This window comes from Sulfurimonas sediminis, assembly GCF_014905115.1.
Lineage (GTDB): Bacteria > Campylobacterota > Campylobacteria > Campylobacterales > Sulfurimonadaceae > Sulfurimonas > Sulfurimonas sediminis.
In genome coordinates this window covers 2,305,632-2,320,257 of record NZ_CP041235.1, presented here as the reverse complement: position 1 = coordinate 2,320,257, position 14,626 = coordinate 2,305,632, and the positions used below count along the sequence as shown (strand labels likewise).

Annotated in this window: 15 protein-coding genes; 7 read left to right on the top strand and 8 right to left on the bottom strand. The window is 37.4% G+C overall.

Annotated features, from left to right (window positions below):
- Window positions 1-47: 47 nt before the first annotated feature.
- Together ruvC and ppnP are read left to right on the top strand one after the other, a co-directional pair.
- Window positions 48-524, top strand: coding sequence for a crossover junction endodeoxyribonuclease RuvC (gene ruvC, locus FJR45_RS12320; protein WP_193150787.1), 477 nt, complete (start codon window positions 48-50; stop codon window positions 522-524).
- A gap of 97 nt (window positions 525-621) precedes the next feature.
- Window positions 622-933, top strand: a complete 312-nt coding sequence (gene ppnP / locus FJR45_RS12315; RefSeq protein ID WP_193150786.1) for a pyrimidine/purine nucleoside phosphorylase — start codon at window positions 622-624, stop codon at window positions 931-933.
- A gap of 3 nt (window positions 934-936) precedes the next feature.
- Here the strand turns inward: ppnP and trxC are convergent, their stop codons facing one another.
- The 5 genes from trxC to purB form a co-directional block, all read right to left on the bottom strand.
- Complete coding sequence (trxC, locus tag FJR45_RS12310; protein WP_193150785.1) at window positions 937-1,362, bottom strand: thioredoxin TrxC; 426 nt, start codon at window positions 1,360-1,362, stop codon at window positions 937-939.
- Window positions 1,363-1,439: 77 nt separating this feature from the next.
- Window positions 1,440-1,835, bottom strand: a complete 396-nt coding sequence (fliW, locus tag FJR45_RS12305; protein WP_193150784.1) for a flagellar assembly protein FliW — start codon at window positions 1,833-1,835, stop codon at window positions 1,440-1,442.
- A gap of 9 nt (window positions 1,836-1,844) precedes the next feature.
- Window positions 1,845-2,195, bottom strand: coding sequence for a hypothetical protein (locus tag FJR45_RS12300; RefSeq protein WP_226966437.1), 351 nt, complete (start codon window positions 2,193-2,195; stop codon window positions 1,845-1,847).
- The gene (locus FJR45_RS12295) at window positions 2,177-4,543 is read right to left on the bottom strand and encodes a ribonucleoside-diphosphate reductase subunit alpha (RefSeq protein WP_193150782.1); all 2,367 of its coding nucleotides are present in this window, start codon (window positions 4,541-4,543) and stop codon (window positions 2,177-2,179) included. Before FJR45_RS12295 ends, FJR45_RS12300 begins: the two co-directional genes overlap by 19 nt.
- A 151-nt stretch (window positions 4,544-4,694) precedes the next feature.
- Entirely contained in the window at window positions 4,695-6,023 is a 1,329-nt protein-coding gene (purB, locus tag FJR45_RS12290; RefSeq protein ID WP_193150781.1) for an adenylosuccinate lyase, read from the bottom strand.
- 92 nt (window positions 6,024-6,115) lie between these two features.
- On the opposite strand from purB, the gene FJR45_RS12285 reads away from it, so the two are divergent.
- Window positions 6,116-7,024: an RluA family pseudouridine synthase gene (locus FJR45_RS12285; protein ID WP_193150780.1), complete on the top strand. Its 909-nt coding sequence runs from the start codon at window positions 6,116-6,118 to the stop codon at window positions 7,022-7,024.
- A 527-nt stretch (window positions 7,025-7,551) separates the two neighbouring features.
- Here FJR45_RS12285 and rlmN read toward each other — a convergent pair.
- Genes rlmN through hisF form a run of 3 tightly spaced genes read right to left on the bottom strand, consistent with a single transcriptional unit; the run spans window position 7,552 to window position 9,926 of the window.
- Window positions 7,552-8,625, bottom strand: coding sequence for a dual-specificity RNA methyltransferase RlmN (gene rlmN, locus FJR45_RS12280; RefSeq protein WP_193150779.1), 1,074 nt, complete (start codon window positions 8,623-8,625; stop codon window positions 7,552-7,554).
- Window positions 8,622-9,164: a phosphorylase family protein gene (locus FJR45_RS12275; RefSeq protein WP_193150778.1), complete on the bottom strand. Its 543-nt coding sequence runs from the start codon at window positions 9,162-9,164 to the stop codon at window positions 8,622-8,624. The genes rlmN and FJR45_RS12275 overlap by 4 nt, the downstream gene beginning before the upstream one ends.
- A gap of 3 nt (window positions 9,165-9,167) precedes the next feature.
- Window positions 9,168-9,926, bottom strand: a complete 759-nt coding sequence (hisF, locus tag FJR45_RS12270) for an imidazole glycerol phosphate synthase subunit HisF (protein ID WP_193150777.1) — start codon at window positions 9,924-9,926, stop codon at window positions 9,168-9,170.
- A gap of 745 nt (window positions 9,927-10,671) precedes the next feature.
- On the opposite strand from hisF, the gene FJR45_RS12265 reads away from it, so the two are divergent.
- The 4 genes from FJR45_RS12265 (at window position 10,672) to folE (ending at window position 14,625) form a co-directional block, all read left to right on the top strand.
- Window positions 10,672-11,142, top strand: a complete 471-nt coding sequence (locus FJR45_RS12265) for a CZB domain-containing protein (protein WP_193150776.1) — start codon at window positions 10,672-10,674, stop codon at window positions 11,140-11,142.
- Window positions 11,143-11,213: 71 nt separating this feature from the next.
- On the top strand, window positions 11,214-12,029 hold the full coding sequence (rsmA, locus tag FJR45_RS12260; RefSeq protein ID WP_193150775.1) for a 16S rRNA (adenine(1518)-N(6)/adenine(1519)-N(6))-dimethyltransferase RsmA: 816 nt from the start codon (window positions 11,214-11,216) through the stop codon (window positions 12,027-12,029).
- Entirely contained in the window at window positions 11,995-13,941 is a 1,947-nt protein-coding gene (locus tag FJR45_RS12255; protein ID WP_193150774.1) for a ribonuclease J, read from the top strand. The genes rsmA and FJR45_RS12255 overlap by 35 nt, the downstream gene beginning before the upstream one ends.
- A gap of 99 nt (window positions 13,942-14,040) precedes the next feature.
- On the top strand, window positions 14,041-14,625 hold the full coding sequence (folE, locus tag FJR45_RS12250; RefSeq protein WP_255613234.1) for a GTP cyclohydrolase I FolE: 585 nt from the start codon (window positions 14,041-14,043) through the stop codon (window positions 14,623-14,625).
- Window position 14,626 lies beyond the last annotated feature (1 nt).

The following is a 14,626-nucleotide window of genomic DNA, read 5'->3' as shown; positions in this document are numbered from 1 at the left end:
TTATATTGTTTTCTATATAATAGTGAAAAATGTTTTAAAGGCCTTAAATGACTATACTTGGTATAGATCCCGGAACCAGAAATATGGGGTATGCACTTATTTCGTTACAAAATTCAAAAATATCGCTTATTGAAGCGGGACTTATAAAAATGAAGGCAGAAGATTTACAGTTTCAAATACCACAAATGGTTGAAGGATTGAGCAGTATATTTGAAAATCATGTTATTGACGAAGTAGCCATGGAAGATATTTTTTATGCTCATAATCCGGCAACCACAATCAAACTGGCACAGTTTCGCGGGGCAATAATGCTGAAACTTCTGCAGGAATTCGGACAGTTTCATGAATATACGGCTTTACAGGTGAAAAGAGCACTGACGGGCAAGGCAAAAGCACAAAAAGAACAGGTAGCATTTATGGTTCAGCGCCTGTTAAACATAAAAAAAGAGATCAAACCTCTTGATATATCAGATGCCATGGCTGTAGCCATAACACACTCTCAGAGAGTGAAATTAAAGAAATAGAATTTTATATGTTTTTATTTCAGGACAAATTCTTCCTGCGGTCTGAGCCTTACATGAAAACATATAAAATTTAACTAACACTAAAAGGAAAAAACAGATGTCAAAATTTGAAAATGTAACAATAACAAAAGAGGCAAATATTTATTATGACGGAAAAGTAACGAGCAGAACGGTTGAATTTCTTGACGGAAGCATAAAGTCTTTGGGCATCATGCTGCCGGGTGAATATACTTTTAATACAGCCGATAAAGAGATTATGGAAATAATGAGCGGTGATGTGGAAGTGAAACTGCCGGGTGAAGAGTGGCGTACACTTGTGACCCCTGAAATTTTTACAGTACCGGCCAACTCTTCATTTGAAATAAAAATAAAGAGTGTGACCGATTACTGCTGTTCTTATATAAAATAAATTTTAATTACTGTGTTTTGAAGCAAGAGAGACAAGTGAATTTATATCAAGAGCACCACTGACTCTTTCTACTTCACGGCCATTTTTAAAGACGATGATAGTCGGAATTGAACGAATTCCAAAACGTGCACCCAGATTCTGCTCATTTTCAGTATTTACTTTTGCAAAAAGTGCTTTGAGTGGAAATTGAGTGGCAGCGCGTTCAAAATTCGGAGCCATCATTTTACATGGACCGCACCATGGTGCCCAAAAGTCAACTATTACAGAGATTTCACTGTTGACGATTACTTCATCAAAATTTGCATTTGTAAGTTCTATAGGTTTTGTGTCTAAAAGTGATTGTTTACACTTTCCGCAATTGGCTTTTTTATAACTCTCTTTTTTTGGAACATTGTTTAGTGCAAAACAGTGTGGACATACAATTTTCATAGAATTCTCCTTTTTGAGATGTATTTTACACTCTATTTGGCAATTGTAATGCTACTTTAGTTCCATTTGGAATTATTTTATGAAGATGCTTCTTTTTTGAATGATTCTATACGTTCTGCCATTCCATAATTTGGATTCTGTTTTGGCTCTAAAACGATTTGTGTCAATGTATTGTTGTCATGATTGATAATAACGGGAGCCAGGAAGTTGACTGTTGATTGTTCCAAAGGCTTTTGAATAAGCAAAATGGTGTATACACTTATCTCTGAATTGTCAGTAATTTTGAGTAACTCTTTTGTCTTTGCAGGAATTTCAAAAGGGTATTTGCGTAACATATAAGGGTTGACCAGAGTAAAAGATATAGCCGGATTTTGGCTGTCTTTCATAATAGAAAAAAGTTCATCTATTTCATTTATATCTACCTGCCTGGTATTTACAAATCCAAGTATTTCACCTTTTACCTCATATGTCATTGCTGTCCTTTAAAATTGTCCCTCTTTATATTTCAAATCTTTAGAAATGATATAGAGCGTCGAGTTTTTAATTGCTTGAATATTATAGCACGCTCCTATGCCAAATGCAAATTCTTTGTCTACATGTAAGAGACTTGCTCCGTCACTCATATTTATAAACTGTAACTTGCTTTGCTCAAGCAGTCTTGCATCTGTTACCTCTGTAAAATCAAGTGCTACGGTTATCCAGTCATAATCACGTGCGGCATCCTGAACTGCAAGAACCAATCTCAGATGGGTGGGTGAAATGACTTCAAGGGAACGCAAGTCGGTATTTTTAAAGCTGTCAAACCGCTCAAGGTCTATTGGCAACCGACACACTCCATGCTTCTGTCTTCCACATCACTTGCCATTTCCGGTGACTGTGAACGCAGATAATAGGTAGACTTGAGTCCCAGTTTCCATGCCAGCATATAAATTTCATTAAGATAACGCCCGCTTGCTTTATCGAGTGTTATAAAAATGTTGAGAGACTGCCCCTGGTCTATCCATTTTTGGCGTATAGCCGCTGCTTTTATGAGGACAGTCTGGTTTAAATCATATGCCGGAGTATAATAACTCCATGTTTCAGGTGAGAGATTTGGAACAACAACCGGAATTAATCCGCTGAGATTCTCTTCTGACCATTTTCGTTTAAAGACAGGCTCAATTGCCTGTGTCGTACCTGTTAAGATAGATATGGATGAAGTAGGGGCTACAGCCATCAGATAACCGTTTCGCATTCCCTGTTTTTTTACTTTGGCCCGAAGCTCATCCCATTCGTATTTTGAAGCAAAGAGTCCGCCACGGTCAACCAGATTTACAACTTCGGCGTTTGCATGGTCTTGAGGCATTATTCCTCTGCTCCATTTACTGCCTTCAAATTCAGGATAGCTTCCTTTTTCAACAGCCAAGTCGGAAGATGCGGAAACCGCGTTATAACAAACAGCTTCCATAATTTCGTCTATTTTGTCAAAATGTTCCTGACTTCCCCACATGATACCGGCTTCTGCAAGCATCTGTGCTTCGCCCATAACACCCAAACCGATAGAGCGGCTTCGCATGTTTGTGCGTTTTACTTTTTCAACGGGATAAAAATTCAAATCTATAACATTGTCCAAACATCTAATAGCTGTTGGAACAATTCTGTCTATGTCTTCTTTCGTATTTATGCGTGAAAGATTTATAGAGGCAAGGTTACAAACAGCCGTAGCGCCGTCAATTTTTTCTTTTTCCACAGCAAAAATAGGAAGTCCGCCCAGTGAATCCAAAGCAGTAACTTTTTTGGCGGGTTTTGTTATACCGCTGTCTACAGTTACCAACTCCTCTTCTTCATAACTAACACTGTCACCGTTTTCAAAAATAAACTTTATTTTATAATGGTTAGGTTGTGTGTTTTGAAAAATTTCTGTACAAAGATTGGAACTTCTGATAATTCCGTAATGATCATTCGGGTTTGCACGGTTGGCATTATCTTTAAAACAAAGAAACGGAGAACCTGTCTCAAAATAAGAAGTCAAAATCTTTTTCCATAAATCTTTTGCTTTGATTTTTTCTTTGATGATGCTCTCATCCTGTTCGAATTTGAGATAAAGTTTGTTAAACTCTTCACCATAGACATTTGTGAGTTCTCTGGTGTCATAGGGATCAAAAAGTGTCCAGATTGCATCTTCTTCTACACGTTTCATAAACATATCGTTTAGCCACAGAGACGGAAACAGGTCGTGAGCGCGACGACGCTCTTCACCAGAGTTTTTCTTTAGATCCAGGAAGTCGTTGATATCTATATGCCATGGCTCAAGGTAAACGGCGATAGCACCTTTTCTGGTACCGAGCTGGTCTACGGCGATGGCAATGTCATTTGTTATTTTTAAAAAGGGAATAGTACCACCTGCGGCATTTTTATGGCCGTCTATAAAAGAACCCATTGAACGAACCTGGGTCCAGTCCCAGCCGATTCCTCCACCAAATTTCGAAAGCATTGCCATCTCTTTATAGGTGTCAAATATACCTTCGATATTATCAGGAGTCGAGCCTATGTAACATGAACTTAACTGGTGTCTTGGAGTTCTTGCATTGGAGAGTGTGGGAGTGGCTAACATAACTTCGAATTTGCTTATCATGTTATAAAATTTGATGGCCCATTCTTGGCGGTTTTGCTCACGCTGTGCCAAAAACATCGCAATTGCCATAAACATATGCTGGGGCAGTTCTATGGGATTGGCATCTCTGTCTTTTATCAAATATCTGTCATAAAGTGTTTTTATGCCAAGATAGTTAAACTGCAGATCTCTTTCAGGTTTGATATGCTTTTCAAGTTCATCAAGATCATACATCTCTTTCAAACCCAAAAGTATGCGACCCTCTTTTTCCCCTTTTTCAAAATACTTTTCAAGTTTGCCGTATCCTGTAAATCCGTTGACCTGATGGTAAAGGTTAAACAGGAACAGACGTGAAGCTACAAATGTCCAGTTGGGTGCATCAATATCTATTTTATCTACTGCCGTTTTTATAAGTGTTTCTTGTATCTCTTTTGATGTTATGCCATCACGAAAGTGAATTTGTGCATCCACTTCGAGTTCACTCTGACTGACATTGGCCAAACCTTTCACTGCGGCAGATGTGTATTTTTGGATTTTGGATATATCAAGAGGCTCTGTTCGTCCGTTTCGTTTTATAACTGTTATCATTATAGTTTTTCTCCAACCAAATATATAAGTGCAATAATTATAGCTCCTGCAGTTATATTTATATTAATATTTTGTATGTTGATTTTCATAAGAAACCTTTATATTTTAATAAAAGTATCTTACCATCAAATACATTACTAAAAGATGAAATTTATTTAAAAACTCTTGCAAATATTTTATCTACATTTTTTGTATAGTAATCATAATTAAAACATTCTCTGATTACTTCTTCACTGAGTGAATTTCTTAATTCCTCATCAGCAAGCAAATGGTTCAGATAGAGACTCTCTCCATTTTCATTCACAGTAGGTTTGCCCTGTTGAATCTCTTCCCAGACTTTCATGGCATTTCTTTGTACGATTCTGTAGGCATCTTCACGACTCACACCCTGCAGAGGAAGTTCAAGTAAAACACGCTGTGAAAAAACAAGCCCGCCTGTCAGGTTGAGATTTTTCATCATATTTTCAGGGTATACAGTCAGGTTTGCGATAACATTATTCATGCGGTGAAGCATAAAGTCACTAGTAATAAATGCATCAGGCAGCCAAAAACGTTCTGTTGATGAGTGGGAGATGTCGCGTTCATGCCAAAGAGCTACATTTTCCATAGCAGGGTTTGCATATGCTCTAATCATACGTGCAAGTCCTGTTATATTTTCTGTCAGAATCGGGTTACGTTTGTGCGGCATTGCAGAAGAACCTTTTTGCCCTTTTGCAAAATACTCTTCACACTCATAGACTTCTGTTCTTTGCCAGTGACGAACCTGAACGGCAAATTTTTCTATAGAGCTTGCCAGTAATGCCAAGGCAGTTGCCAATCTTGCATAACGGTCACGTTGTACAACCTGGTTTGAAACCGGAGCAGGTTTAAGACCGAGTTCTTCACAGGTATACTCTTCAAGTTCCAAAGGAGCATGTGCAAAGTTACCCATAGCACCGCTTACCTGTCCGACTGCTATAACATCCATAGTCTGTTCAAGATTTTCGAGATGACGAGCCATTTCATCATACCAGACAGCTAACACGAGACCAAATGTTATAGGTTCTCCGTGTATACCGTGAGAACGTCCGACCATTAAAGTCATTTTGTGTTCCATGGCACGTTTTTTGATAGACTCCATAATCATTTTCACATCTTTTATGATTAAAGCGAGTGACTCTTTCATTTGAAGAGCAACTGCTGTATCAATAGTATCTGAAGATGTCATACCATAATGAAACCATCGGCTCTCTTCACCGAGAGATTCTGATACCGAAGTTGTAAATGCTATAAGATCATGGCGTGTTACCGCTTCTATTTCATCTATGCGTTTGATGTCAAACTTTGCATTCTTAACAATTTTATCTGCATCTTCCTGAGGGATTTTTCCCAATTTTGCCCAAGCTTTTACTACAGCGATTTCAACATCAAGCCATGCCTGGTATTTTGCCTGGTATGTCCATTTTGATGCCATCTCTTCCCGTGAATATCTATCTACCATTATATAGGTTCCTTATGATTGTTTTTATGCTAGAATTCGCATAGATTAAAGTAGTTTATTTTACTCAAATATTCATTAAAGAGGATTGAAATTTGCCATTCGTAAGAAAGAGAATGTTTGCACCAAAAAAACAAAAAGCATTTTTATATTTAATTCAAGAACTAGGGTACACCCAAAAAGAGGCACAGCGTCTCATCGCAAAAGGCAGGCTTTTTGTCAACGACACGCCAATGACAAGAACTGCCGGTGAAATAGAAGGCGAATTTGAATTTATTTATTTTGAACCGATAACAAAAGGTCTGGAACCTACATACGAAGAAGAAGAGTTTGTTGTTTTTGACAAGCCGAGTGGTGTGCTTATTCATCCTCAAAACAGATACACGCCCTACTCTCTTATAGATGAATTAAAATACCAATACGGCAGAGATGCAAATATTACACACAGAATTGATCAAGAGACAAGTGGACTCGTTTTGTGCGCAAAAAACAAACAAAGCGAAAGAGACATTAAAATGATGTTTGAACACAGAGATATGAAAAAAAAATATCTGGCATTCGTGCATGGTTACTTTGATAAAGAACTTACTGTTGAAGAACCTCTCTTAAGAGCAGAAGATGAAAGTGCGATTGTTCGTATGGTTGTGAAAGTAGATGAAAAAGGAAAAGCTTCCAAAACAGTTTTTAAACCATTGGAGTATTTTCCAAAATTAAATATGACACTTGTGGAGTGTCTGCCATATACCGGAAGACAGCATCAAATACGTGTCCACTTGTTTCACGTGAAACATCCTATTGTCGGTGATCCTATTTATGGACAGAGTGAAGAGAATATTGTTAAATTTTTAGACAGAGAGTTGTCTGAAGATCAGAGGATAGAAAACAGTGGAGCAAAACGTTTACTGTTACATGCCAGTGAACTTGCATTTCATTTATATGAGAAACCTTACAGCATAAAAAGCAAGGTAGATTTCTTAAAGATATGTTTATTACATGTAATGTGAATAACTTTTTGATTCAAGAACAAATATTACTTTCATTTATGTGAATAATTTTTTAAAATCTCTTTAGAGCCCTGAGAACAGGCTTTTAAAAGGGCTCATAAATTATTTTAAGCTAGATTTTACATAAATTATTTCTTAAATTACGAGAAAATTTATAAATTATTTAGCTATTTAATTATGTGATATTCACACTTTAGAACAATGTGTGAATACTACACATTCAGAAGAAATTTGCATATTTTATTATGATTAAAATTTATTTTAAGATGAAATATATTTTTAAGATTAGTAGGGTATTATTACACTCATAGACGACCTCCCTGGTGTGTTGGTCGTCTGCTTCAGACTTTGTTTGACTTGATAGAATTTTTACTGAAAGTTTATTCTTTCTCTTCTTTTGTTGCTGCCCAAATAAAACCGCCAACGCCAATTGCAAAAACAAACACTAACAAAACTACTTCACTGATATCAACACTACTCATAACTATCCTTGATTTTTGTTATAATTATACTACTAGACTCGTTATCTAACTGTTTATCTCATCTTGGTTTTTTTCTTTTAACTGTCCGCATGCCGCACTGATGTCTATCCCTTTGGAATCACGTATGGTAGAGAGCAGACCATGGTTTATCAGGTATTCCTGAAACTTTATCATATCTTCACATGAAGGACGTTCATACGGTGTGCCCGGGTAGGGATTAAAATAGATAAGGTTTACCTTTGCTTTGATTCCGTTCAGAAGCTTGACAAGTTTTTTTGCAGAGCCTAAATCATCATTTTTATTTTTAATCACAAGGTATTCAAACATAACACGCTTGCGCGTATCAATAGGAAAGCGTTTTACCGCTTCTATAATGGAGTTGATGTTATGTGCTTTATTCATCGGAATAAGTTCACTGCGCAGTTCATCATCAACTGCATGGAGTGATATGGCTATATGTATACCCAGATCCATTTGACCGAGTTTGTCTATTTTGTTACTGAGACCACTTGTACTGACTGTTTGTCTTTTTGCAGAAATGGCAAGTCCCTCTTCTTCTTTAAAAATTTCTATAGCCTGTGCAAGATTTTCAAGATTGTCGAGAGGTTCTCCCATTCCCATATATACTATATTTATTTTTCTGTTATGTTTGTGTTTGTTGTCACGTTTGAGCGTTACTACCTGTGCAACAATTTCTCCGGCAGTCAAATCACGGGTAAAACCGCCTTTGGCTGTCAAACAAAAACTACAACCGACTTTACAGCCAACCTGCGTGGAAACACAGATTGTATATTTTGCCTCTTGTGTTATTTCACCATTTTCATTAACTTGCTCATCTTTCATTTTAAGCCAGACAGCCTCAACAGTCTTGCCGTCCTGCAGTTGTAAAAGATATTTTATCGTGCCGTCGCTTGACTCTTCTTTTCGTACGATTTCCATGGGATTGATGGTATATTTTTCACTCAGTTCTTCTTTTAATGCTTTTGGGATGTTTTTCATTGTATCAAAATCCTGTGCATACTGATGATAGAGCCAACCGTAAATCTGTTTGGCACGAAAAGATGGTTTGACTAACTGTGTCAGTTCTTTTTGTGTGAAGTCATATAAAGAAGATTTCATTTTGCTGTCAGCTCTGCTATACGTTTTTTTACATGCTCTTCAAGGAGTTCTTTTGCTTTGGATTGGTTCTTGAGAAAATCTTCATGAGCCTGTTTGTTAGTATAGTTTGTTATACAAAACACGCCACCGGCAGGAATATTAAACTCTTGGGCAATGCGCAACACCGAGAAAAATTCCATATTTTCTATCCCAATACCAAATTTTAAAAAGTTTTTTGTCAATGTTTCGTTTGTAGATATATAATTTGATGAGTTGACAACAATATCTTTTTTACTGGTAGTGTTTGTTGTAACAACATTATCAAGAGGTGTGTAAGCATCATTGCTCAAAAAAGCAAGTTCAATATTTGCAGCTGTTTTTGATTCTACAATATCAAATATCTTTTTTTCTCCATAACTTCCGGCAGTTCCTACAAAAAGTAAAAATTCGGGTTTGTCAAAAAGGCAAAGCCGTGTCAGATTCATAGCTGTTTCAATCAATCCCACTCCCATAGGCGTTGCAAAAGAAAATGTTTCGTTGTTTCCTGCACATATTATCATTGTTTATAGCCTTACCGGAATGTTTTGTTCATGAAGATAATGTTTTAAGTCCATAATATCTATCTCTTTATAGTGGAATATAGAAGCGGCAAGCGCAGCATCTGCACCGTGTTCAAAAGCCTCTTTTATATGTTGCATACTCCCTGCTCCACCGCTTGCAATAACAGGTACATGTACCGCGCGGCTGATTTGCTCTGTAATGGTAAGCTCAAAACCTGCTTTTGTTCCGTCTGCATCCATAGAGGTTAGTAAAATTTCTCCACTTCCTCTGTCTACAACTTCTTTTGCCCACTCTACAGCATCTATACCGGTATCTACACGTCCGCCGTTCAGGTAAACATTGTATTTGTTTCCTGTTTTTTTCACATCAATTGCTGTAACAATACACTGTGATCCAAAGCGTTTGGCACCTTCGTCTATGAGTTGGGGTCTTTTTATAGCTGCGGAATTAACGCTGACTTTATCACAGCCGACATTTAAGAGTTTGTAAATATCGTCAAGCTTACGAATACCTCCACCTACTGTCAGAGGAATGAAAATCTCTCGTGCCACCTGGGCAACTATATCTACTATTGTGCCTCTGTTGTCAGAAGAAGCGGTAATATCCAAAAATGTAATTTCATCTGCACCCTCTTCATTGTATCTGCGGGCTACTTCAACAGGATCACCGGCATCTTTGAGCCCTACAAAATTGACGCCTTTGACAACACGTCCGTCTTTTACATCCAAGCATGGAATAATTCTTTTTGCAAAATAATTCATAGTGTAATTATATCTTGCTTGGCTTATAAGTGCCTGACCAGAATAAATGACATATTCAACAATTTTTAAAAGGTTTAGTTCCAAGGCAAACTGTTGTTAGCGATACTGGTATCGTTAACGGAAGTTTAACGAAGGCAATGAACCTTTTAAAAGTTGCCCTACGGGTGAAGATAAAAACTATAATCTGCTTCGTTAAAAACCTTTGAAGCTACCAGTAGCTCCTGCGGATTTTTGCCTCACAGCTCATAGTTTTTATCTTCATTGAATTATGTCATTTATTCTGGTCAGGCACTTAGTCTGGTAAGTCCTCGTCGGTCCTTCGGACATCGCCCGCGGTTCCAACACTAAAGATGATGAGAAATCATCATTTCCTTAACGTGTTTCACGTGAAACAATTTAGAATAATTATAATTTTATATTGCTTTAATATAGTTAGGACTATAATCGTTTATTATATATTAGACTTCTTGCAAAACTCCTATAAGTCTCAGAGAGTTAAAAAGCGGTAAGATTGTGCAAAATAAATTTTTATGCCTAGCCATAGCTAAGGATAAAATATTTTTTTGTGCAAGATTGCTGCTTTTTATCTCTCCCGCAGGGCATAAAGAAGAGAGCTTTTCTCAGCGTTAGATAACCTTCACTGTAGCTACGGCTACGCTGAAGAACATCTGCCTTGATTAAAACTCTCTTCTTTATGCTGAGACATATAGGAGTTTTGCAAGAAGTCTATTGAACAAGGATGTAGATGAAGAAGGATGAAACATTAAAAAGTTTAGAGAATGCAGAAATAGAATTGACAAGACTTGTGGAAACAGCCAAATCATTGATAGATGGAATAGACCCTGAAGACAGGGTCTTGCCAACTTCGTCCAGAGAAACAAAATTTGGCCAGTGGTTTTATACCGATGGCCAGAAATTGAAAATACTTTCCAACAATCCGCTGGAGTGCATGAGTAATATTGAAGAGCTTCATAACAAACTGCATGAAAGATATCGTGAGATATTTGATCTTTATTTTTCTGAAGAGAAAAAAAGCGGTTTTTTGTCAAAAATATTTAAACAAAAGCAGAAAGTTTTGAGCGAATCAGAATTGCAGCTTGTCAGCGAAAAGTATGCTGAAATAGAAAAAACAGCCCAAGAACTTTTAGCAGAAATAGCAAGACTGCAAAGACGATTAGTGGCTGTTTCAGAAGAAAAGATCAATGCTTTAGTGTAAAACAGAAAAAGAAAATTGATTTTTTTCATTCTGTTACCTTTTTGTAAGTAAAAAAAAGGTAGTATATTGCCATGAATAAAGAAAGCGTTGTAGCAAAGAAGAAGTTTGGACAAAACTTTCTCAAAGACCAGTCAGTTTTAAGACAAATCGTCGAAGCGATGCCCAAAAACGAGAATAAAATCGTAGAAATTGGGCCTGGCTTAGGTGATTTAACTAAATTTTTAGTTGATGTCAAAAGTGTAGAAGCTTTTGAGGTAGATACCGATTTATGTAAACTGTTACAAAGTACATTTAAAGAAGAGATTGCTACCAAGCGACTCCATATAAACTGTGGAGATGTTTTAAACGCTTGGCAGAGTGAACTTGTGCGTGAGCCGTATGATTTGGTGGCAAATTTGCCCTATTATATCGCTACGAACATACTATTGAAAGCACTCGCAGATCCTATGTGTAAAAATATACTTGTAATGGTTCAACTTGAAGTAGCAGAAAAGTTTTGTGCAACTGCAGGTGAAAAAGTATTTGGTTCTTTGAGCGTAATAGCCCAAAGTATAGGAACAGCACAGATTGTTGTGAAAGTTCCTCCGACTGCATTTGATCCGCAGCCCAAAGTGGATTCTGCTGTTTTTCTTATAGAAAAAAATGCTGATAGAAATGACAAAGAGTTCGAGGATATGCTAAGAGTTGCATTTTCGCAGCCTCGAAAAACTTTAGTGAAAAATCTATCTTCAAAATATGACAGGAAAAAACTTCAGGAAGTTCTGGAAAAACTGGAACTTGCATTAACGGTTCGCCCTCATCAGGTAAGCACTAACGACTATCACCAACTCTATAAATTAACAAGGAGTTTGGATGGCAGAAGAGACACAAGAGGCAGTACAAAGTAAACCTCAGGAACAACGCAAACCAAATAACAACCGCAAACCAAATAACAATCGAAGACCAAACGGCAATCAAAAGAAGCCAAACGGTGAAAAAAATGCAAATGCAAAGCCAAGAACAAACAACAATAAAAACAAAAGTCGCGGCCGCCACAAAAGAGGGGCATCGCCTATTGATGACAAGTTAAAAGCATTTGTTGTAAAAAATCAGGAAGCACACAAGCAAAGACTGAATCCGCACTATAAACTTGATTTGGAATCAAAAGCAAGAGTCCGTGTCACACCACTTGGCGGACTTGGAGAAATCGGCGGAAATATCGCTGTGTTTGAAACTGACAATGAAGCAATTCTTGTCGATGTGGGGATGAGCTTTCCAGATGAAGAGATGCACGGGGTTGATATACTGATTCCTGATTTTACCTATCTGCATGAAATCAAGCACAAAATTGTCGGTATTATCATTACACACGCGCATGAAGATCACATCGGAGCCGTACCGTATCTTTTTAGAGAACTGCAGTTTCCTATATACGGAACGCCATTGCCTTTGGCAATGATCGGAAATAAGTTTGATGAGCATCATTTAAAAGAGGCTAGAAAATACTTTAATCCTATTGAAAAAAGAAAAGTATATAAAATAGGAAATGATTTTGAAGTTGAGTGGATGCATATGACCCACTCTATTTTAGACTCTTCTTCAGTAGCTATTACAACAGCTGCAGGAACAGTCATTCATACAGGTGATTTTAAGATTGACTATACACCGATAGACGGATATCCTGCGGATTTACATCGTTTGGCCCATTATGGAGAGAAAGGTGTATTGTGCCTGATGAGTGATTCAACAAACTCACACAATCCGAATCCAACGCCATCAGAACTAAGTGTTGCACCGGCATTGGATCGTGTGTTTAGCAAGGCAGAGGGAAGAGTGGTTCTTTCAACTTTTAGTTCAAATATTCATCGTGTTTATCAGGCAATTCAGTATGCTGTGAAATATGGTCGTAAAATTTGTGTTATTGGGCGTTCTATGGAGCGTAATCTTGAAGTAGCTATGCAATATGACTATATTAAATTACCAAAAAATATCTTTGTGGAACCTGATGAAGTTGCACATATGAGCGATAAAGATGTTTTAATCGTGACAACAGGTTCTCAAGGTGAGGGCAATTCGGCACTCTTTAGAATGTCAATAGGCGAGCACAGACATATTAAAATCAAACCGACTGATTTGATTGTTCTCTCTTCTCGTGCTATTCCAGGAAATGAGGGTTCTATTTCTCAAATGCTTAATCACCTGCAAAAATGTGGAGCGAAAATAGCGTATGACAAAGATTTACATGTTTCGGGACATGCGTCTTTAGAAGAGCAAAAATTAATGCTTCGCCTCGTTAATCCTAAGTTCTTTTTACCGATTCACGGTGAATACAATCATGTAATGAAACATAAAGAGACTGCAATGTTGTGTGGTGTTCCTGAGAGAAATATTTTGCTTATGACAGATGGGGAACAGATAGAGATTGCACCAAAATATATGAGAAAAGTCAAAACTGTCAAAACCGGCAAGACATATATTGACAATCAGAATAATTATGAAATCGAAGATGACATAGTTATGGATCGTCAAAAACTTGCAACAGACGGTGTTGTTATGATCGTGGTTCAGGTGAGTGAACAAACCGGAAAAATGATGGATAAACCAAAAGTGACATCATTTGGTCTGGTTGCCGACAAAAGAGACAGGGCTTTTGCAAAAGAGATAGAAGAAATACTGGAAAACTTCTTGTTGAATATGAAGCCCGGACTTATCGGTAATCCTAGAACTTTAGAAGGTGATTTGCGTCAGGTTATCAGAAAACATATTTTTAGAAAAATGAAAAAATACCCACTGATTGTTCCAAATATCTTTATTCACTAAAAAAATACCTCAAGTTTACTCTTGAGGTATTTTTATTACATCATCTTTTCAGCAAATTCTTGCTACCCTATCATACTAAAAACTTTAAAAGGCATAACCTTGTCAGAGAATACAAACAGTGAATTTGAAAATGCAGTCAAAACAATGATGCACCATGTCGGAGAAGATCCAAGTCGTGAAGGGTTATTAGATACGCCTGCCCGCGTGCGAAAAGCCTACGAGTTTATTTACGGCGGATACAAAGAAGACCCGGCAGAGATTTTAAAAAAAGCGCTTTTTACAACAAGCAATGATGAAATGGTTTTGGTAAAAGACATAGAGTTCTATTCTACATGTGAACATCATCTTCTGCCTATTATCGGTCGGGTACATGTAGCCTATATTCCAGACGGAAAAGTGGTCGGACTTTCCAAAATTCCCCGAGTTGTCAATGTATTTGCCCGCCGCATGCAGATTCAAGAACAGCTGACGGAACAGATTGCTGATGCCATTATGGATACGATTGCGCCAAAAGGTGTTGGTGTTGTGATTCAGGCACGTCATATGTGTATGGAGATGCGGGGTGTTGAAAAGATAAACTCAACGACAACATCATCAGCACTGCGCGGACTTTTCAAAAAAGATGAAAAAACACGCAGTGAATTCTTTTCTCTCATTAATTCTCCTACGGGAAACAGATACTAAA

Bases quoted from the DNA above. Each gene is read 5' to 3' on its own strand.
- trxC (WP_193150785.1), bottom strand. From the start codon at position 1,362: ATGAAAATTGTATGTCCACACTGTTTTGCACTAAACAATGTTCCAAAA.
- fliW (WP_193150784.1), bottom strand. From the start codon at position 1,835: ATGACATATGAGGTAAAAGGTGAAATACTTGGATTTGTAAATACCAGG.
- hisF (WP_193150777.1), bottom strand. From the start codon at position 9,926: ATGAATTATTTTGCAAAAAGAATTATTCCATGCTTGGATGTAAAAGAC.
- rlmN (WP_193150779.1), bottom strand. From the start codon at position 8,625: ATGAAATCTTCTTTATATGACTTCACACAAAAAGAACTGACACAGTTA.
- ruvC (WP_193150787.1), top strand. From the start codon at position 48: ATGACTATACTTGGTATAGATCCCGGAACCAGAAATATGGGGTATGCA.
- FJR45_RS12295 (WP_193150782.1), bottom strand. From the start codon at position 4,543: ATGATAACAGTTATAAAACGAAACGGACGAACAGAGCCTCTTGATATA.
- rsmA (WP_193150775.1), top strand. From the start codon at position 11,214: ATGAATAAAGAAAGCGTTGTAGCAAAGAAGAAGTTTGGACAAAACTTT.
- purB (WP_193150781.1), bottom strand. From the start codon at position 6,023: ATGGTAGATAGATATTCACGGGAAGAGATGGCATCAAAATGGACATAC.
- ppnP (WP_193150786.1), top strand. From the start codon at position 622: ATGTCAAAATTTGAAAATGTAACAATAACAAAAGAGGCAAATATTTAT.
- FJR45_RS12255 (WP_193150774.1), top strand. From the start codon at position 11,995: ATGGCAGAAGAGACACAAGAGGCAGTACAAAGTAAACCTCAGGAACAA.
- FJR45_RS12275 (WP_193150778.1), bottom strand. From the start codon at position 9,164: ATGATAATATGTGCAGGAAACAACGAAACATTTTCTTTTGCAACGCCT.
- FJR45_RS12265 (WP_193150776.1), top strand. From the start codon at position 10,672: ATGAAGAAGGATGAAACATTAAAAAGTTTAGAGAATGCAGAAATAGAA.